Source organism: Vibrio sp. S9_S30 (genome assembly GCF_014694455.1).
GTDB lineage: Bacteria > Pseudomonadota > Gammaproteobacteria > Enterobacterales > Vibrionaceae > Vibrio.
On sequence record NZ_JAAUWT010000004.1, the window covers coordinates 226,853 to 247,372 of the forward strand.

The following is a 20,520-nucleotide window of genomic DNA, read 5'->3' on the forward strand; positions in this document are numbered from 1 at the left end:
TCAAAAAATAAATCGCAATGTCTAAACCATTTTTATCCCGGTTGAACGGATCAGCCATTAGGGAGCAGGAAGCATAATGTTACCAAGATTACAACACCAGTCGGATGTTGAACCTGTCGTTAAACAATACCTCGAAGAACTTCAAAGTGCAGGTTTTACTGGCGATATTGAGTCTATGTACTCTAGTCGCTTGGCGGTTGCTACCGATAACAGCGTATACCAGCAGCTGCCTCAAGCCGTTATTCACCCCAAAACAACAGAAGATGTTCAACTGATTGGACGAATAGGTCATCAGTCTGAATATCAACAAGTAACGTTCTCGCCGAGAGGCGCTGGAACGGGGACGAATGGGCAATCTTTAACAAAAGGTATTGTTGTCGATCTTTCTCGTCATATGAATAACGTGTTGGAAATTAACGAGAAAGAAGGGTGGGTCCGAGTCCAAACCGGAATAGTAAAAGATAAGCTGAATGAGGTTGTTCGCCCATACGGTTACTTCTTTTCTCCTGAACTTTCTACCAGTAACCGCGCGACGCTCGGGGGGATGATCAACACCGATGCCTCTGGGCAAGGTTCGCTTGTTTATGGCAAAACCTCGGATCACGTCCTATCACTTCAGGCTGTTTTTTCAGACGGTTCAATCATTGAGAGTGATCTTAGTGATGTTAAACCTGAAGAAGGCACCTTGGCTCATCAAGCGCTGTCCGTTACGGAGCAAGTCTGCCGAGGGAAACGCGCCGAAATCGTCGATAAATTCCCGCCACTCAACCGATTCTTAACGGGCTATGATTTAAAAAATGCCTTCAATGAAGAAGAGGATGCGTTTGATTTTACCCGCGTGTTATGTGGAGCAGAAGGTTCGCTTGCCTTTATTACAGAAGCCAAACTGAACCTCACTTTGATTCCCAAAGCCAGAACGCTGGTCAACGTGAAATACAACACATTTGATTCTGCGCTGAGAAACGCCCCTTTTATGGTTGAAGCTAATGCGTTATCCGTTGAAACCATCGACTCTCGTGTATTGAATTTAGCGAAGCAGGATATTGTTTGGCACACCGTGAGCGAGTTACTTACGGACGTTCCTGGCAAAGAAATGCTTGGAATTAATATTGTCGAATTTGCTGGACAAGACGGTGAACTGGTCGATCAACAAGTCTCTAGCCTGACAAGTAAACTTGACCAAATGCTGGCGAGCGAAGAGGGCGGCGTTATCGGGTATCAAGTGTGCAGTGATCTTGCGAGTATCGGCCGTATTTACGGAATGCGTAAAAAAGCGGTCGGTCTGCTTGGTGCGACCAAAGGGAAAGCTAAACCGGTCGCATTTGCAGAAGATACCTGCGTACCACCTGAACATTTAGCGGATTTCATTCAGGAATTTCGTGAGCTCTTGGATGCTAAAAAGTTAAACTACGGAATGTTCGGTCATGTGGACGCTGGTGTTCTTCATGTTCGTCCTGCCTTGGATCTCTGCGATCCAGAGCAAGAAGCGTTAATGCACCAAATTTCCGACGATGTGGTTAAGCTTGTCTCCAAATACGGCGGACTGATGTGGGGAGAACATGGTAAAGGGTATCGTTCCGAGTACGGTCCTGAGTTTTTTGGTGAATCGCTGTTTTTAGAGCTTCGCCGAGTCAAAGCGGCGTTTGATCCATTCAACAAAATGAATCCGGGTAAGATTTGCACCCCGCTAGGCAGCGATGCCGAATTGGTCAAGGTGACCGATGCCAAACGCGGAATGTATGACCGACAAATCCCTGTGGAAGTGCGTGACAGCTTTAAGCAGGCAATGGAGTGCAATGGCAACGGATTGTGCTTCAACTACGATACCAGCTCTCCAATGTGTCCTTCGATGAAAGTGACCGCTGATCGTCGCCACTCTCCTAAAGGCCGTGCGGGTATGGTTCGCGAATGGTTAAGGCAGTTGACTGAACACGGGATTGATATTCTGGATTTAGAGCAACAAACCTTGAAAGGCAGTGCCACCGTTAAAACGCTTTTGAACCGAGTGAGAAACACGATTAATAAACGTCATGAGTATGACTTTTCACACGAAGTTTACGAAGCAATGAATGGGTGTTTGGCCTGTAAGGCGTGTGCTAGCCAATGTCCGATAAAGGTGGATGTCCCCAGCTTTCGCTCTCGTTTTCTGAATATCTACTACTCTCGCTATCAGCGTCCGGCTAAAGATTATTTAGTCGCTAACATTGAAACCATGCTGCCGCTGATGGCAAAAATGCCAAAAACAGTGAATTTCGTACTGAATCAAAAATGGGTTCAGTCCTTGACGGTGAAAACCGTCGGATACGTTGATGCACCACTCATGAGTGTGCCGACACTCATTCAGCGGTTAACGCCTTACGAAAGCACGAAATTTGATCTTAAGTTTCTGAACGGATTGTCAGCCGTCGAGAAGAAAGATTATGTACTCATTGTGCAGGATCCTTTCACCAGTTTCTACGATGCAGAAGTGGTTGAAGACTTTATTCTGCTTGCTAGAAAGTTGGGTAAAAAGCCAGTTTTATTGCCATTTAAACCCAATGGTAAGGCACAACATATAAAAGGCTTTCTTGCTCAATTTGCCGCTTCAGCTAAGAATACCGCGGATTTTCTTTCCCTTGTCGCGGATACTGGCATTCCAATGGTGGGGGTTGATCCGGCGTTGGTGCTTTGTTACCGCGATGAATATCAAGAAGTGCTGAATGAAAAGAGAGGCGACTTTGATGTGCTGACGGTTCACGAATGGCTATTGCCAAGATTGAATGAACTGAACCTCTCTCATAGCAATGAAGATAAGCCTTGGTACTTGTTTGCGCACTGTACCGAGAAAACCAAAATGCCGAATGCCGAAAAGGAGTGGGGGGCGATATTCTCTCATTTCGGTGCCAAACTGAATACGGTTCCAGTAGGGTGCTGTGGAATGGCGGGTACATTTGGGCATGAGGTGGATAAGCTGAATATGTCCAAAGACATTTATGGTCTGAGTTGGGAACCTAAATTGGATGCGCTTGATAAGAGCCGCTGCCTTGTTACTGGCTACTCCTGTCGGAGCCAAGTAAAGCGATTTGCTAACGAGAAACTGCAACACCCGTTACAAGCTCTACTGACTTTAGTTTAGCGATGACTCCCCCAGATTCGCCGCCTTGTATTCTGGTTCATTCTAAGGAAAAGAGCGCTGTGGGATCGTCATTAATTTAAAAAAAGCGAAGCTCAGGCTTCGCTTTTTTGATTCAGGTTTCTTATCTTTTTTGCTACCGATCTCAATAATCTAAATAAATAATCACTACAAAATTTGTGGTTTCACTGCATGGAGTTCACTATTTGCGTTCATTTTTCTTATCTGGACAAAGGTCATTGCAGTGCAAGATAATTTGTTTACGTTTCCGGTACTCAGCTACTTAGATTGTGAAGATTTACTGCGTTTTGAACGTGCGAATCGACGGTGGTTTGAAACGTACATCGATGACAGACCGGAAGGCTTTTATTGCATGAAAGGCGTCAATCTGCACATTCGCGAGTGTTTGAAGGATTACCAAAGCATGACGATGCTACCTATCTTGATCAAGAATGGTCGGGGTGAAATCCTCGGTCGTGCCAATCTACATGGTATCGACTTAAAGAAAGGTGAGGCGTGGGTGGGGTATCGCATTGCTGAGCGGTCAAGTGGACAAGGGCTAGCAACATTGGCGACACAGCAATTGATTCACTACGCAAAAACTTACCGAGGTTTGACCACCCTTCGGGCGTATGCGGCAACCCAAAATGTCGCTTCTCAAAGGGTGCTTCTAAATAACCAGTTTCAGCATATTGGTACGGTTAACGATTTTACGTGCATCAACGGATGTGTGATTGATTGTTATGAGTACCGATTAGAGCTCAATGTATTGTAGTTGTCTGCCACCCAATTGCGTTCCGATAACGCCAATAAATGGTGTTTCACAAGATAGGCTTGGTCTTACACAAGATATGATTCACAGACTGTTTCGTTTTAACACGGTCATAACATCGCCCCCAAAGCAGTCAGGCTGTTAACTGACATACTCTTCTTTATAGCGTTCTATCCTATTACGACCGTTGTGTTTTGCGGTATACAGCGAGAGGTCTGCGTTTTTCATCCATTGACTGATATTGATATCTGCGTTGGAAGACGTTATACCCGCGCTAATCGATGCAGTAAGATTATTGTGTATTCGTAATTCAGACACTTGTTGTCGTAGCTTTTCTAACCGGATATAGCTGTCTTTCAATCCAGACTTTCTATACAAAATTAAAAACTCATCACCTCCCAAACGGAAAATGAAATCATTGGGGCGCGCCGTTTCTTTGAAAACCCTTACCACAGACTGAATCATTAGGTCGCCTATATCATGACCAAACTTGTCATTCACTTGTTTGAAGTTATCAATATCGATGAGCGCGATCGTGGAAGACAGCCCTGTCTTTTGATGAAGTTCAAGTGCCGTCCCTAAAAACGCGTCGAGTTGAGCCCGATTGTAGGCGCCCGTCATTGAATCCGTAATCGACAGCTCTTTAAATCGGTCTTGCAAGTTGCGAAACGAAGTCGTGACAAAATGGGAAAAGAAAGCCGTGATTGAGAGTGCACCAACAATGCGAAGCAAGGTGGAATGCTCGATGTAGAAATAACCTGTGATGGTGATACCAATGACCATAATAACGTTAAAGGCCAACGATATTTTGGTGGGCATAATAAAAACAACACTGACAGCGATAGGAAAGGCCCAAAAAGAGCCATTGATCCCTAATACTGGGATGGCAAAAATTCCACACGCGATTAACAACGTTACAGGAAACAAATAACTGATCATGGAACGTTGTCTGGTGTAAAACCAATACACTTCGAGTAACAGTGAAAGCTCAAAGGTCATCAGTAGCGCGGCATAAAAGTATTCCCCCAGTATTACATTCTTAATTGAAAATGGTAGAAAGGTGAGCAATGAAACAATGGTAATAAAACGGAGCACTTTATGATGCTCGTTTAGCTCCAATAACCCGTAATTTGACGCCATCCATTCTGGCGTTCTTTTTCTTAGCATATGTAAACCTCATGTCGAGGCAGCACTCATAACATTGAATCTCCATGTTTGAGGTACCAGCAAAGCGCGATGTTATCTAACAAAAGTATAACAAACTCTAGGGTAAATTGAGTCATAGGATTGCACAGAAACTGAGTGGATTGTGAATTAGGCGACAAACTTGGAAAAGAAGGCAGAAATAAAAATCCCGAGCAAGGCTCGGGATTCAAAGAAATCAGTGCGTGAGATCACGCGGCTTCGACTTGTGCGGCAATGAATGCATCTTTACGAGCATTAAAACGTTCGACTAAGTCATCGACGGCTTCTTTTTCGTAAGGTTTAAGACCAGACGCGACCATGCGCTTCACACCTTTACCTACCACTTCCCCATCCTCAATAAAACGGAAGTTAAGTGTAACCAGACCACGTTTACCTTCAATATCGAACGTCGCACCAGAAAATTCGACTACAGGTTCAGACAAATCGATGCGAGTGAACTCTACTTCCATGCTCTCATACATGACGAGCGGTCGCTGGCAATTAATCATCATTTGCTTGTCCTCCATAAGAGGCACCATGATGTGAGGAAAATTCATGCCAGAAAACTGAACATAAGATTTCGTCAGGTATTCAATGAACTTAGCGTCTTTTGATACATCACCTTCATGGTGCATGTGCAAGTACTCTTTGCCATGTTCATCGACTAACGCACTTTCCGTTTTTCCTTTTTCTTCAACAGACAAGGCAATGCCTTCTGATACCATCCCCGAAAAGTCAAATCTCATTTTTTGACTCACGCCTTCCTGATTGAGGAGAACAGCAAATAGCAAATCGCCAGGAACACAGAAGCGTTTATTGTCTTCGTCATGGATTGGGTTGTAATCGCCCGCCACTTTCTTAGCAAAATGACTTGCTTGCTGGCGAGTGAACTGAAATTGATTGCCTTGGATTGAGAAGTAAGGTGTTAGAAACATAATTCACGGTTAATTACAAAAACTTCCGCGATTATATCCGACATTTATTGGGAAATGGTCTATCCAGTGAAAATTAACCTCCCCGAGGGGAGGTTATCTTATGGTTTTGTGCACAAAAAGACAGTTTGTTTAGAATCGGTTTAGATGATGTGCTTTGAAATCACCTCGTTTTTAAAAGCCAAGCGGTTTGCTAAACCGATGCTAATGTCTTTTCTGGCATTAAGTGGTTGTGAACAGCAAGTTTTAGTAGGGCATTTGCTTGTTCGATGTCTGGAGCGAAGTAACGGTCCTTATCATAAAAGGACACCTTTTCTCTTAGGATCTGTTTAGCCTCTTCAATACGAGGAGACGATTTTAATGGAGCGCGGAAGTCTAAGCCTTGAGCCGCTGATAGATACTCAACGGCGAGGATTCCACGGGTGTTTTCTGCCATGTCTCTCAGGCGTCTGCCTGCAAATGTTGCCATAGAAACATGATCCTCTTGGTTTGCGGACGTCGGAAGGCTGTCGATTGAGGCTGGGTGAGCCAAGGTTTTGTTTTCACTCGCTAACGCCGCCGCTGTTACTTGAGCAATCATAAAACCAGAGTTGACGCCGCCATTATCCACAAGAAACGGTGGAAGCTTACTCAGCGCGCTATCTATCAGTAGTGCCATACGACGTTCAGACAAGCTCCCAATTTCCGCAATCGCTAACGCCAAGTTATCGGCTGCCATGGCAACAGGCTCCGCATGGAAGTTACCTCCTGAAATGATGTCGCCGTCGTCGGCAAAAACGAGCGGGTTATCAGACACTGAGTTGGCTTCCACTTGCAGTATTTCAGCAGAATTGCGAATTTGCTGTAAACACGCCCCCATGACCTGCGGCTGACAGCGCAGTGAATACGGATCTTGAACTTTTTCGCAGTCGGTATGGGATTCGCCAATTTCACTGCGGTTATCCAGCAAATGTCGATAGGCAGTGGCAGCATCCATTTGGCTACGATGGCCGCGAACCCGATGAATACGAGGGTCGAATGGACGACGGCTACCTAGGGCCGCCTCTACCGACATGGCACCACATACCGTAGCAGACGCAAATAAATCTTCGGCTGCAAATAGCCCTTCTAACGCAAATGCGGTGGAAGCTTGTGTGCCATTCAGTAGTGCCAACCCTTCTTTGGGGGCAAGGGTGATGGGCTCTAAACCGGCAATTTTGAGTGCTTCAATACCCGATATGATTTTGCCATTGTGACGCGCTTCCCCTTCACCGAGTAATATGGTGCTCATGTGTGCGAGGGGGGCTAAGTCGCCAGATGCGCCAACGGAGCCTTTTTGAGGGACACACGGATAGACTCGAGAATTGACCAGTTTGATGAGCGCGTCGATGACTTTTAATCGAATTCCTGAATAACCGCGAGCTAAACTGTTTATTTTCAATACCATCATTAAGCGAACGGTTTCGTCGTGCATCAGTTTGCCGATACCCGCGGCATGGGAAAGTACGATACTTCTTTGAAGTACTTCGAGATCTTCTGGCGCAATACGTGTATTCGCTAAAAGCCCGAATCCTGTATTGATGCCGTAAACGACACGGTTTTCCGCAATCACTTCATTCACGACTTGCGTACTCGCCTCGATGTTTGGAATGGCCGATGGATCGAGTGAAAGGTGGATAGGGGCACGGCTCACTTCACGTAGCTGGCTTAGGCTGATGTTTCCTGGGTTTAGTTTTAAATTGTTCATGGGTTTCTCACTCATTTCAGACGGCTTAGTTCTTCGTTCAACATTGGCAGATCCAATTTCTGCTCTTTTGCGCAGTGTTTCGCGATGTCGTAACCCGCATCCGCGTGGCGCATTACGCCCGTTGCTGGATCGTTATGTAATACACGAGCGATACGCTCAGACGCGTCATCCGAGCCGTCACAACAAATCACCATACCAGAGTGTTGAGAGAAGCCCATGCCTACACCACCACCATGGTGAAGCGATACCCACGTTGCGCCACCGGCTGTGTTCAATAGAGCATTCAGTAGCGGCCAATCTGATACCGCGTCAGAGCCATCTTTCATGCCTTCTGTTTCGCGGTTAGGGCTGGCGACGGAACCTGAATCTAGGTGGTCACGACCGATGACAACTGGTGCTTTCAGTTCACCGTTTTTCACCATTTCATTGAATGCCTGACCAAGCCGCTCACGATCTTTCAGTCCAACCCAACATATGCGTGCAGGCAAACCTTGGAATTGGATGCGCTCACGAGCCATGTCGAGCCAATTGTGTAAATGTGGGTCGTCTGGGATCAGTTCTTTGACTTTTTGATCCGTTTTGTAAATGTCTTCTGGGTCACCAGAAAGCGCTGCCCAGCGGAATGGACCAATACCTTCACAGAACAAGGGGCGAATGTAAGCCGGCACGAACCCAGGGAAATCAAAGGCATTCTCCACGCCTTCTTCCAATGCCATTTGGCGAATGTTATTACCGTAATCGAGCGTAGCGGCACCTTGCTTTTGCAAATCCAGCATCGCTTGAACTTGAATCGCCATGGATTGTTTCGCGGCTTTCACCACACCGGCTTCATCTTCAAGGCGGCGAGCTTTAGCTTCGTCCATTGTCCACCCTTGTGGCAGGTAGCCATTAAGTGGGTCGTGTGCCGATGTTTGGTCTGTAACCACATCTGGCGTAATGCCGCGCTTAACCAATTCTGGGAAAACATCCGCAGCATTGCCCAGCAATCCGACAGAGATAGGGGTATCGGAGTCTTGGATCATTTGCAGGGCTTCATCAATGCTGGTGGCTTTTTTATCAACGTAGCCCGTCCGTAATCGGTAGTCGATACGCGTTTCATCGCACTCGACAGCGATCATTGAAAAGCCCGCCATCGTAGCGGCCAGTGGCTGCGCACCGCCCATGCCACCCAATCCGCCTGTGAGTACCCAGCGGTCTTTTGCTTGCCCATCGAAGTGCTTTTTAGCCACCGCAACAAAAGTTTCATACGTTCCTTGAACAATGCCTTGAGAGCCAATGTAAATCCACGAGCCTGCCGTCATTTGTCCGTACATCATCAACCCCTCTTTATCGAGTTCGTTGAAATGTTCCCAGTTCGCCCAATGAGGAACGAGGTTGGAATTCGCAATCAATACGCGCGGGGCATGCTTGTGAGTCGGGAATACGCCAACAGGTTTACCTGACTGGACCAGCAATGTTTGATCGTCTTCGAGCCTTTCTAGCACCTCGACAATTTTGTCGTAGCACGCCCAGTTTCGAGCGGCACGACCGATGCCGCCGTAGACAACCAACGCATGCGGATGTTCGGCAACATCAGGATCAAGGTTGTTCATTAACATGCGAAGTGGGGCCTCAGTTAGCCACGATTTTGCACGAAGTTGTGTTCCGTGGGGGGCACGAATGGTTCTGGTTGTGTCGAGCCTTGGATCCGTCATTGGATACTCCTTTCTGAATTCACGTTATTGGGTAGACAGCTGCATGTCTTAACTCATTTGCTGCTTAGGCAAACGACTTTGTTTTTTGATAAGACAATTAAAGTTGGTTACGCGACATCGATCTGGCGATATCCCAACACAATCGAGCAGCTAGCCTTGCGGTTTGACCATCGATATCAAATCTCGGGTTGTATTCCGCAATGTCGGCGATTTTTAGCTTTTTATAGTTGTTCAAAATTAATGAAAAATACGGTGAGAAGGTGTCCATACTCACCCCTTTTGCTGCTGGTGCACTGACTCCTGGAGCCGTGGCAGCAGGGAAAACATCCAAATCAATGGTCAGATAAATCACATCGTTTTGGTCGATAAACCGCTGAAGCTGAGTTAACTGTTTAGTCAATGTGCCAGCGTGCATTTGAGTGTCTTCGACATACCACACTCCCAAGTCGTCTGCTCGCTTGAACAGTGCTTTGGTATTGCTTGCTGCACTTACGCCAAGACAGGCGTAGTTAAATGCCCAGCCTTGTTTTTGGCAGTAGCGATGAATTTGATTAAATGGCGTGCCCGAACTGGGCTGAATACTCGTTTTAGCCACATTTGATTCAGTTCCGCTCAATACCGAACTCTTGAATTCGAACCCGTTAGACTCGAAAACGCGTAAGTCGAAGTGTGCATCGAAATTGATAATGCCAATTTGAGGTGGAGAGATGTCTGCCTCTGCCTCTGCCTCTGCCTCTGCATCAGCATTCGCTTGCGTTTTTTTGCTCTGCTCTTTGGTTAGAAATTTTGCCAATCCGAGGAAGGATGCCCACGCAATTTCATGACCACCACCCAGCGTAATGGCAGGAGTCTGTTTAAGGGTGGAGCAAAGCACATTCGCTAAGGTATTCTGGCTTTGTTCTAATTGGTCGTCTTCACATACCACCGTTCCACCATCAAACAATCGGGTGGGTTCGTGCCATGCCATATTGGCTAGGGCTTCCCGAATTTTGTTGGGCGCGGCTTGAGCGCCGATACGCCCTTTATTGCGAGCCACACCCGCATCGCACGCAAACCCCAAAATGGTTACGTCGCCTAACCCCGCATTGCTGGGGGTACCATGGCGGATGATATGATGAACCCGTTGACCAAGTTCGCCATCTTCAATGTCATTTCGACCTTGCCATTCAAATCGTTGTTCAGACATGGGTCCACTCTCCGTTGACGATACGAGCATGTAAGTGTTGGATGCCAACCTGATAGCTCAGGTCAGCTGGGTGTTCGATGTTCCATAGCGCAAAGTCGGCATCAAAACCCACTTGTATTTTGCCTTTGCTGTCTTGTAACCCTAAGGCTTGAGCGGCGTTGATGGTGACTCCTCTTAACGTCTCTTCCGGCGTTAAATTGAATAAAGTGCAGGCCATATTCATCATTAACGTCAAGCTGGCGAAAGGGGAAGTGCCTGGGTTAATGTCGGTTGAAACCGCCATAGGGACATGGTGTTGGCGAAGTAATTCAATAGGCGGTTTCTGTGTTTCACGTAGGAAATAGAACGCCCCGGGCAGTAAGGTAGCGACACATCCCGCCTTTGCCACGGCTTTTACGCCCGCTTCATCGAGGTACTCGATATGGTCGACAGAGAGCGCCCCGTGCATAGCGGCCAAGGCGCTGCCCCCTAAGTGACACAGTTGTTCGGTGTGACCTTTGATGTTAAGCCCGTGCGCTTTCGCACTCTCAAAAACGCGCTCGGTTTGCGCTAGGTTAAAGCCAATTGATTCACAGAATACGTCTACGGCTGAAGCCAGCCCTTCCGTTGCGGCGGCAGGGATGATCTCGTTACACACCAAGTCGATGTAGGCGTCTGCGTTGTTACGGTATTCAGGCGGTACAGCGTGGGCGGCGAGTAACGTGGTTTCAACATGCACGTTGTATTGTTCGCCCAGTAGCGTAGCGGCGCGCAACATTTTCAATTCGTCTTCCAGTGTTAGCCCGTAGCCGGATTTGATTTCAATGGTGGTAACACCTGAATGCAATAACGCTTCCATTCTCGGACGAGAACATTCGATTAACTCTTCAATGCTCGCTTCACGAGTGGCCTTCACTGTCGAAAGAATACCGCCCCCTTGTTTGGCGATCTCTTCATAAGGCACACCGGTTAAACGCATTTCGAATTCATTGGCTCGATTCCCTGCGTATACCAAGTGGGTATGGCAGTCGATAAGCCCCGGTGTGACCAATTTGTTTTGACAATTGAACGTGTCGGAATTGGGCACTTGCGCTGAGATTGAATCGCCAATAGCGTCAATTTTTCCATTTCTGATCAGCACCGATGTGGGGGCAGACACGGTATACCCTTGTGTGCCATTCACCATGGTGACCAATCTTGCGTTGATGAGTTTCCGAAGCATGATGTCATCTTGTAAAGTCAAATGTATATACAATTAAATAGATGAATTCAGAAAATGGAGCAAGCGATATGTTAGAAAAATGTGATCGTGGAAGTGATTTTGATGTGCTTGAACAGATAGGTCAGAGCACATGAATTTGGTCGAATGGCGACGATCTGCTGACCTGCTAGGGTCAAATTGTGTTTAATTTCTATGCGGTTAATCTATGTGGCGTACAAACGATGTAGTGTACAAACGACGTAGCGTACAAACGATGTAGCGTACAAACGATGTGTGCATAAGCTGCGTAGAGTTTCAGTTGCGGGCAAGAGTAAAGAGATCCCAGCATCAAATATCAATCTTGGAGCTCAATTTGTAGCGCGTGCCAGGGTGATAAAGTTGCGCTGAGCTGACTAACTTATCGCCACTCCATGTTCTTCTATTCAGCAATAAGCAGGGCTCGTAGTTTTTAAGTTCTAAAGCGTCCCTAATGGTGGTTTCGGGATGAATCGCTTCTACCGTGTGTTCGATAGCACTGAGTGGGCAGTTATCGGATAAGTATTGATTCGGCGTGATGGTTGAAAAATCTTGTTGGAGGTAGTGCGGCGCGTAGGCAGCATTCACCCAACGTACTTCAAGCTGAATGGGGGTTTTGTCTTCAAAGTGGATAATCTCTGTGTAAAAAACGTGACTGCCTAGCATGACACCCAGTTTAATGGCGGTTGTGTCGTCGGCTTTAAGCGCTTTCTGAGTCAGTACTTGGCTATGATATTGTTTACCACGAGAAGACACTTCTTCGGCAATATTGCGGATATCGAGTAGGGGAGATTCGGCTTTTTCTTCTATGGCACAGACAAACGTGCCTAGACGAGGAGTGCGTTTTAGCTTGCCCTCAGACACCAAATCTCGAATGGCTTTGTTCACCGTCATTCGACTCACTTCAAATTGCTCAGTGAGCTCGAGTTCAGTTGCGATTCTTTGACCTACCGGCCAAACACCGGAATCAATTTTTTCTTGGATGTAGCGTTTGATTTGTATATATAGTGGAGCGCTTGACATGACAGATATTGTCCCTTATTGACTATACAAATGATGCGAAATTTTCGTTCAGATAGCAAGCCGATTGCTTCACAAAATTTCATTATGGTGAGTGGAATGCGGTTTATAGGCGGCTCCGCTTTTGGTCAAACAAGGGATGTTAGACAAATAGTTCAGCCGTTGGATCAAGTGTTGGCTTTATTGGTGTGCTCACATAACCGGTGAGGTATTGGCGAAGGGTTTGGTGTATTGGTGGAGATATTGCAGATGTTGGACTCATCGGTGACCCATCTCCGCTTGTGTCTGAGCCCACAGTGGTAACGGATGAAAAGGCTGATTACTGCCACGCGTTGGAAAGGAAACCCACGACATAACAAGACAAGAAGCCTTTGCCAAGTGCAGTGGGCTGCATTTGCATTTACACATTCATCTGCATGTACATTGCCATTCCTTTCCAGCCTCTCTAGGATTCGTTGAACATTTTTAGCGTGCCCTTTACGCCATGTTGTACGATGGCGTTATAAGCGTTCTTTATCCCAGTGACAGCGGCATCATTAGTCATGAATTGAGTGCCAAAAATGTCTTCAATGTTGAGGAATTGTTCTACTAACTCGTTTGCCGACGCGGTTTTATGAATGTGAGCAAGGGGTTCTGATTTTGGATCTTTGACTTCAAAAGTTTCCCCATTATCGTCCACGCCACCTACGTATCGTATCCACGCTGCGATCGCCAAATAGTAATCGTTACAGTGTTGATCGGCTTTCAGTCGAATCGCTAAGGGGTTTAGGATTCGTTGCGGTAGCTTTTGGCTGCCATCCATCGCGATCTGCCACGTCTTGTGCTTGAGTTGGGTGTTGCGAAAACGCTCAATGAGCGATTCTTGATACTGGTCTAATTCGTGCTGAGGCATGCGCAACGTTTGCGCTTGCGATGCCATTAAGCGTCGAACCGCTATCTCGAAATCTTTGTCTTGGATCGTCTCTGCTACCGTTTTATAGCCTGCCAAGTAACCCAAATACGCAATAAAGGAATGCGCGCCATTGAGCATGCGTAATTTCATGTCTTCATAGGGCGTCACATCTTCAACAAATTGAGCGCCTGCCGTTTCCCAGCTTGGTCTGCCATAACGGAAGTTATCTTCTATTACCCATTGGCTGAAAGGTTCGGTGATGATGCCACAGGGATCGTGTTCACCCAAAATGCGGTCCATCTCTTCTTGAGTTTCATGCGTAACCGCTGGCGTAATTCGGTCGACCATGGTGGATGGAAAAGTGACTTCTCGGTCTATCCAATGGGCAAGATCTGGAGACATCCTCTGAGTGAACTGCATCACAGCGTGTCGAATGGTTTCCCCATTATTTGGGATGTTGTCGCAAGACAGAACCGTCACACCTTTAAGGTTTCGTTCAAACCGCCTTCTGAGAGATGCCACAATGTAACCAATTGCGGAGCGTGGCTCGTTGGGGTTGGCTAAGTCATGCTGAATGAGAGGATCGTGTGTGTCTAGCTGCCTTGAATGAGGTTCTATGCAATATCCTTTTTCAGTAATGGTGAGTGAGATAATACGGGTATCGGTTGACGCCATCGTCTCTAAGATGGTGTCTCTGCCATGCATCTCAGGGTGCAAGGCGTGGCTAATGGATTGAATGTGAGTGACACTTGCGCCGCTGTCCCCTTTGGCAATAACAGCGTATTGATATTGTTGCTCGGTTAGGGCGGTAATCATTGGCTGTCCGCTAAATAAGCTCACCACGCAAGTCCCCCATGGATCTTCAGTGTCCATCGCCTTGTGAGAATACACCGCTTGGTGCGCTCGATAGAATGCCCCAAAACCTAAATGAACGATCTTTGTCGGTATACTTTTGTCGATTCTCATGTTCATATTTTCACCAATGGTCTTTACAAAATAATTAATAACAGGTTATGTTATTAATTATTTTCAATCAAGTGATCATTCAAACGGAGTGAGTTATGGAACAGACTTGGCGCTGGTACGGACCGCAAGATCCTGTGTCTTTGCAACATATCAGGCAAGCAGGCGCAACAGGGATAGTGACAGCATTGCACCATATTCCTAACGGAGAGGTATGGAGCATAGAAGAGATCCGCACCCGAAAGAGCCAAATTGAACACGCAGGGTTAACGTGGTCGGTAGTGGAAAGTGTGCCTGTGCATGAAGACATAAAACTGAGGAAAGGCAACTGGCCAACGTGGGTCGAAAATTATAAGCAAACCCTAGAAAACCTTGCAGCGTGTGGTATCGATACCGTGTGTTACAACTTTATGCCCGTTCTAGATTGGACGCGCACAGACTTGGAATATGAACTGCCCGATGGCTCAAAAGCACTGCGGTTTGACCATACACTTTTTTCCGTCTTTGAGCTGCATATTTTGAAGCGTGAAGGCGCGGAGCATCAATACAGTGAAGAGGAAAAATCCAAAGCCCGCGACGTATTCTCGACGATGCACCAAGAAGAAATCGACAAGCTGACGGCAAACATCATCGCAGGGCTTCCGGGGGCAGAGGAAGGGTATACTTTGGCGGAATTCCGTGCCCATCTAGCGCATTACGATAATGTAGATAAAGACACGCTTCGTTCTAATCTCAAGCTGTTTTTAGAAGCGTTAATGCCAACCTGTGAACAGCACAATATTAAGATGGCGATTCATCCCGACGATCCACCCAGACCTATTTTGGGGTTGCCCCGAATTGTTTCGACCAGTGAGGATATGGCGTGGTTGGCGGAATCTGTTCCGAGTGAAAACAACGGATTTACGTTTTGCACGGGTTCCTACGGTGTTAGGGCAGACAATGATTTGGTTAACATGATTCAAGCATTTCATGACCGAATATTTTTCACACACTTACGATCGACTCAGAGAGAAGAGAACCCCCTAAGTTTCCACGAAGCGGCACATTTGGAAGGGGATGTGGACATGTATTCCGTTGTGCTCGCGCTTTTACAAGAAGAGTCCAGAAGGCGAGAGAATGGCGACAACCGTTCTATTCCGATGCGCCCAGATCACGGGCACCAAATGATAGATGATTTAGACAAATCAACGAACCCAGGTTACTCGTGTATTGGCCGATTAAAAGGGCTCGCGGAATTCCGAGGGCTGGAGCTGGGCATTCAGCGAATGCTGAGTCAAAAAACCGCTTAACGGCTTTTTAGTCGCCCTATAATTTCGGTTTGAAACAGGGGTGACAGTGCGCCAAAGATCTCATCGGCTTTGGCGCGCTGACCGACGTGCAGTGTCACTTCTCTCGAGACAAACGGTGGTAACTTCTCGGCGACGCGTTGTTCTAGTCGTTTAAATATTTCTGGGCTTTGAGCGAAAGGTCCGGTGATCACGATTTGCTGAGGAAACAAAACCAAAAAGGCATTCATTAATGTCGCGCTCATCAATTCAATCGCCTGATCGATCACAGGCAGATCGGCGATTTCTTTATTCGTAAACATTTCTTCGAACCCCGCTTCGTTGACGGGAACATCTTGAATGTGAGCCTTCAATTCCCCTTCAATGGCTCTTAGGGAAGCGATCGATTCCACTGTAACCAGTTTGTCACCCATAAAAACGGATGTTTGCCCAAGTTCGCCAAAGCCACCGATAGGCGTATGGAGCACTTGTCCTCTCAATGCATAGGACGTTCCGATTCCGTATCCCCAGTGAATATTCAGAACCGATTCTTTTCTGTTTTCGGGGTGTCGTAGCAAACGTGCGCGCAATTCGTTGTTGAGATTTTTGGCAATCTTAACGGGCAATTTCGTGTTTTTGGAAAGGGGTTCGAAAGACAAGTTGGTGACTTCGGGCCAACGGTTCGCGTAGACCCAGCGCACGTTCTCTTCGTCCACTAATCCGGGGAGCGAACACGTGATGCCCACAACATTGGACTCTGGAGAAGACTGAATCAGGGTGTTTGCCAGTGTTTCAAATTGTTCCAATATTTGTTGGTTTGACAGTTTGAGGTCGTCGAGGGTCTTCGACGATGAGCTGACCACCTCGCCTTTCAAGTTAATCAGGTGAGCATAAATGGTGAGTGAATCAATGGTGATAACAATCCCCGACAGCGCATTGGGTTGAACGCGCAAGAACACTTCAGGGCGACCTGGCTTTGACGGGTTAATGGTTTTGTCTTCGATAACAAGACCCAGCTCAATAAGCTCTCCAACCAATTCGGTCACCGTCGCTGGTCGCAGCCTGTATTCTTGGCTTAAGCTTTTTCTCGTGGGTGATGGTTGGCTAAAAATGGCACCTAATAGTTGATTTTTTCGCTTGTCAGAAAGTTGACTCAATTGCGAATCGAACTGTACCAACAATGTTGCGAGACGTTCACAGAAAGAGAGGTTATTCGACGCTTTTGAGGCTAATTCAGACGGCATAAATGGTGATTTCCTTCAAATTTTTGCTAATCAACTAAGAGGTGGGTAACGACAATGTGTTTGTTGGATATTTGCGTTTAAATTGAATAAAAACAAATGGTTGAAATTAATGTCGTTCTGCTTGACCTAAAAGCTTACTTATATAATTACACATTGTGTAAAAAATAGTTATTTACAGCAAGTGTAATTAATGACAGATTTGTGTTTAAAAGATAAACATGTGGTTCGCACATAACCCGATTTTTGGAGTAAGTAACGATGGAAATATCTAGGTGGTTAGATGAAGCATCAATGGGGGAGGCGGCGGCTCAGCACGGCGCGCGGCTCGTTCGTGAGGCAATTGAAAGAAAGGGGCATGCGAACATCATTCTGGCGACAGGAACCAGCCAATTCTCAATGCTTTCTAATCTGATCGTTGATGCGGGTATTGATTGGACGAAGGTGTCTGTTTTCCATCTGGATGAATACGTTGGATTGAGTGATCAGCACCCTGCCAGCTTCCGGCGTTACCTTAGAGAGCGCGTGGTTGAAAAACTACCCAACTTACATGCCATTACTTACGTGAATGGCGATGTGCATCCCCTCCATGAAGAACTAACAAAGTTAAACGAGAAAATAGCGGCCGTCAGTATCGACGTCGCGTTTGTTGGGATTGGTGAAAATGGGCACTTAGCCTTTAATGATCCCCCCGCAAACTTTGACGTGACTGAACCTTATATTCAGGTTGATTTAGATGAAGCTTGCCGAGAACAGCAGTTGGGTGAAGGGTGGTTTACATCTATGAAAGAAGTGCCTACCCAAGCCATTTCTATGTCTATCCAACAGATTCTGAAAAGCGAACACATTGTTTGTACGGTGCCTTCAAAAAGAAAAGCACAAGCCGTTCGCCACTGTTTGGAGGGCGACATTTCGGTTCACCATCCGGCGTCTGTATTGCAGAATCACCCTTCAACCTCGGTGTTCTTGGACAATGAATCCGCAAGTTTGCTGCACCTAAGAGGTCAAGATGAGTAGCGTGACGTTAAACAGTTTACTTGTGTATTCGGGAGATGACCGACCTTTGATGCGATATGACATCAATGAGCTTGGCATCATTACTCGGATTACCAATGAAGCGCCAGCGATTCGTCTCGACTGCAATGAACAGGAATCCGTCGTTACTCCAGGGCTGGTGGACATTCAGATCAATGGGTTCAATGGGCTGGATTTTAATTCCTACGGCGTCACAGCGGATAAGTTAGACAATGCGTTGGCGGCCATGCTGGCGTGCGGCGTGACTCGTTGCTTGCCCACATTGATTTCAGCCGAAGAAAACAAACTCTACCGACTCCTTCAAGAGCTCGATGACGCCGTCAATCAGAGCGCATTAGGCAAAGAGATGGTCGTGGGTTACCACATTGAAGGGCCGTTTTTGTCTCCAAAAGAGGGCTTTGTTGGGGCTCACCCGAAAAACGCGATGATTTCTGGCTCTGCTGCCGTGGTTAAAAAAATGCAGTCAATATCAACTAAGCCTATCAAGTTAATGACCGTTGCGCCGGAAATTGAAGGTGTGATTGAGTTGATTTCATTTCTCAAATCGGAAGGCATTAGCGTTGCTTTAGGGCATACCGATGCGAGCCCAGAAACCATCAGCGAAGCTGTGAAAGCGGGGGCGATTCTTTCGACTCACTTGGGTAACGGGCTTGCCCATCAACTGCATAAAGTCGACAACCCGCTGATGGCGCAATTGGCACACGATGGCTTATACGCCAGCTTTATTGCTGATGGGCTGCATGTAAAACCAGAGATGCTGAAAACGTGGATACGAGCAAAATCTCTGTCTCGTTCCGTGTTAACCACCGATGCAACGGCGGCCGCAGGGTTATCACAACAGCCGGGACGTTACTGGTTGGGTGAAGCCGAAATTGAGCTTTGTCCGGATGGCGTGGTACGCATACCAGGTTCTCCTTACTTTGCGGGCTCGTCGGCACGAATGGACAAAATGCTGCGCGATACCATGAAATGGTGCGGGTTAACGATGTCTGAATTGATTCAAGTCACGCGGCACAATCCACTGCACTTACTCTCATTCCCAAACACCATGCCTAAAGTAGGGGATAGAGCCGAGTTTCTTGAGTGGTCTTTAACGCCGGATGGACCTTATTTGAAGAGGGCGTATTTAGGTGAACGGATGCTGTGCCCAAGCCGTTTAACGGAGTTCAAAATAGACGCTTAAGTAGAGCGTGGACGAAATGTATTAAAGAAAAGCTGGAAAAGGCGGCATAACACAAACTTGACCGCTTAATAACCCAATATTTGGCTTAGGAATAGCCAAGTAAACAAGGAGTATAGGATATGAAATGGACATTAACAAAAGGGCTAATTAGCTGCTCAATTGCCGCAATATTGGCGCCGAGTCTATCGATGGCAACAACGCTACGCTTGGCAGAAAATCAACCGGAATCGAACCCCGTTACCGTAGCGATGCATAAGTTTGCGGAGCTGGCGTCGACATACTCAAATGGGGAGATAAAAGTCAAAGTGTTCTCGGGTGCGCAGCTGGGGCAAGAGTCTGAAACCATTGAGCAAACTCAGGCTGGAATCATCGATTTCACTCGCGTTAACAGTGTAACGTTAGCGAATGTATCACCAAGCATTGGTGTCTTTACCCTTCCGTATATATTCAAAAATGTGAAGCACAAATACCGCGTTTTAGATGGCGAAGTGGGTGATGAAGTCCGCGCAGATTTGGCGAAGTACGGTTTGGTGGGTTTTGACTACATGGAAGCGGGGACACGTAGCTTCTATACCACCAAAGACAACCCTGTTAAATCCATTGAAGACATGAAAGGTCTGAAGATCCGAGTGCAAAAATCGCCAATTTCGATCAGCATGGTCAACTTGGTCGGCGGGGTTGCAACACCCATGAACTACGGCGAAGTTTTCTCGAGTTTGCAAACAGGGGTGATCGATGGTGCAGAAAACGATTACGTCAGTTATCTCACGTCGGGTCACTATGAAGTTGCGCCTAACTACGTGGAAGATGGTCACCTAAGCCCTCCCGCTATACTGATCATGAACAAAGCGAAATTTGACGCGCTTCCTAAAAATCAGAGAGAGGCTATTTCTAAAGCAGCGAAAGAAGCGGCTCTCTTTGAGCGAGAGCTAATGATTCGCGCCAACATCGAGGCGAAAGAGAAAGTGGTTGCTGCGGGTGTGAAAGTCACGGTTATTGACAACACACCTTTCCAAGAAGCCGTACAGCCTGTGTATGACGAGTTCCCGAAATTGTTACCTCTTGTTAGCAAAATTAAGGCAGTGAAATAATGCGGAG

The 20,520-nt window shown here is 46.8% G+C and carries 15 protein-coding genes; 6 read left to right on the forward strand and 9 right to left on the reverse strand.

The window, feature by feature from the left end:
- Positions 1-76 precede the first annotated feature (76 nt).
- On the forward strand, positions 77-3,115 hold the full coding sequence (gene ydiJ, locus HC752_RS06615) for a D-2-hydroxyglutarate dehydrogenase YdiJ (RefSeq protein ID WP_190334346.1): 3,039 nt from the start codon (positions 77-79) through the stop codon (positions 3,113-3,115).
- Positions 3,116-3,356: 241 nt separating this feature from the next.
- Positions 3,357-3,887, forward strand: a complete 531-nt coding sequence (locus tag HC752_RS25250) for a GNAT family N-acetyltransferase (RefSeq protein WP_190334347.1) — start codon at positions 3,357-3,359, stop codon at positions 3,885-3,887.
- 138 nt (positions 3,888-4,025) lie between these two features.
- Here HC752_RS25250 and HC752_RS06625 read toward each other — a convergent pair whose 3' ends face one another.
- The 8 genes from HC752_RS06625 to HC752_RS06660 all read right to left on the reverse strand — a co-directional run bounded on the left by HC752_RS06625 (position 4,026) and on the right by HC752_RS06660 (position 14,707).
- Positions 4,026-5,051 carry a GGDEF domain-containing protein gene (locus HC752_RS06625; RefSeq protein WP_190334348.1) on the reverse strand — a complete coding sequence of 342 codons (1,026 nt, stop codon included), beginning with the start codon at positions 5,049-5,051 and terminating at the stop codon, positions 4,026-4,028.
- 227 nt (positions 5,052-5,278) lie between these two features.
- Positions 5,279-6,004, reverse strand: coding sequence for a DUF3581 domain-containing protein (locus tag HC752_RS06630; RefSeq protein WP_190334349.1), 726 nt, complete (start codon positions 6,002-6,004; stop codon positions 5,279-5,281).
- A gap of 190 nt (positions 6,005-6,194) precedes the next feature.
- A complete protein-coding gene (gene hutH / locus HC752_RS06635) occupies positions 6,195-7,727 on the reverse strand; it encodes a histidine ammonia-lyase (protein WP_190334350.1) in 1,533 nt (510 codons plus the stop codon).
- An 11-nt stretch (positions 7,728-7,738) separates the two neighbouring features.
- The gene (gene hutU, locus HC752_RS06640) at positions 7,739-9,421 is read right to left on the reverse strand and encodes a urocanate hydratase (RefSeq protein ID WP_190334351.1); all 1,683 of its coding nucleotides are present in this window, start codon (positions 9,419-9,421) and stop codon (positions 7,739-7,741) included.
- 97 nt (positions 9,422-9,518) lie between these two features.
- Positions 9,519-10,607 (reverse strand): formimidoylglutamase, encoded by a 1,089-nt coding sequence (hutG, locus tag HC752_RS06645; protein WP_238930434.1) that lies wholly within the window; start codon positions 10,605-10,607, stop codon positions 9,519-9,521.
- Positions 10,600-11,808: an imidazolonepropionase gene (hutI, locus tag HC752_RS06650; RefSeq protein ID WP_190334353.1), complete on the reverse strand. Its 1,209-nt coding sequence runs from the start codon at positions 11,806-11,808 to the stop codon at positions 10,600-10,602. The genes hutG and hutI overlap by 8 nt, the downstream gene beginning before the upstream one ends.
- Positions 11,809-12,135: 327 nt before the next feature.
- Positions 12,136-12,846: a histidine utilization repressor gene (hutC, locus tag HC752_RS06655; protein WP_190334354.1), complete on the reverse strand. Its 711-nt coding sequence runs from the start codon at positions 12,844-12,846 to the stop codon at positions 12,136-12,138.
- Between the two features lie 442 nt (positions 12,847-13,288).
- A complete protein-coding gene (locus tag HC752_RS06660; RefSeq protein ID WP_190334355.1) occupies positions 13,289-14,707 on the reverse strand; it encodes a mannitol dehydrogenase family protein in 1,419 nt (472 codons plus the stop codon).
- An 89-nt stretch (positions 14,708-14,796) separates the two neighbouring features.
- Between HC752_RS06660 and uxuA the strand changes: the two genes are divergently transcribed.
- Entirely contained in the window at positions 14,797-15,987 is a 1,191-nt protein-coding gene (gene uxuA, locus HC752_RS06665) for a mannonate dehydratase (protein ID WP_190334356.1), read from the forward strand.
- Here the strand turns inward: uxuA and HC752_RS06670 are convergent.
- The gene (locus HC752_RS06670; RefSeq protein WP_190334357.1) at positions 15,984-17,207 is read right to left on the reverse strand and encodes an ROK family protein; all 1,224 of its coding nucleotides are present in this window, start codon (positions 17,205-17,207) and stop codon (positions 15,984-15,986) included. The genes uxuA and HC752_RS06670 overlap by 4 nt on opposite strands.
- A gap of 258 nt (positions 17,208-17,465) precedes the next feature.
- Here HC752_RS06670 and HC752_RS06675 point away from each other — a divergent pair, with 258 nt between their 5' ends.
- The 3 genes from HC752_RS06675 (at position 17,466) to HC752_RS06685 (ending at position 20,513) form a co-directional block, all read left to right on the forward strand.
- On the forward strand, positions 17,466-18,221 hold the full coding sequence (locus tag HC752_RS06675; RefSeq protein ID WP_190334358.1) for a glucosamine-6-phosphate deaminase: 756 nt from the start codon (positions 17,466-17,468) through the stop codon (positions 18,219-18,221).
- Positions 18,214-19,422: an N-acetylglucosamine-6-phosphate deacetylase gene (locus HC752_RS06680; protein WP_190334359.1), complete on the forward strand. Its 1,209-nt coding sequence runs from the start codon at positions 18,214-18,216 to the stop codon at positions 19,420-19,422. Before HC752_RS06675 ends, HC752_RS06680 begins: the two co-directional genes overlap by 8 nt.
- 119 nt (positions 19,423-19,541) lie before the next feature.
- Positions 19,542-20,513 carry a TRAP transporter substrate-binding protein gene (locus HC752_RS06685; RefSeq protein WP_202987884.1) on the forward strand — a complete coding sequence of 324 codons (972 nt, stop codon included), beginning with the start codon at positions 19,542-19,544 and terminating at the stop codon, positions 20,511-20,513.
- The last annotated feature ends 7 nt before the right edge of the window (positions 20,514-20,520 follow it).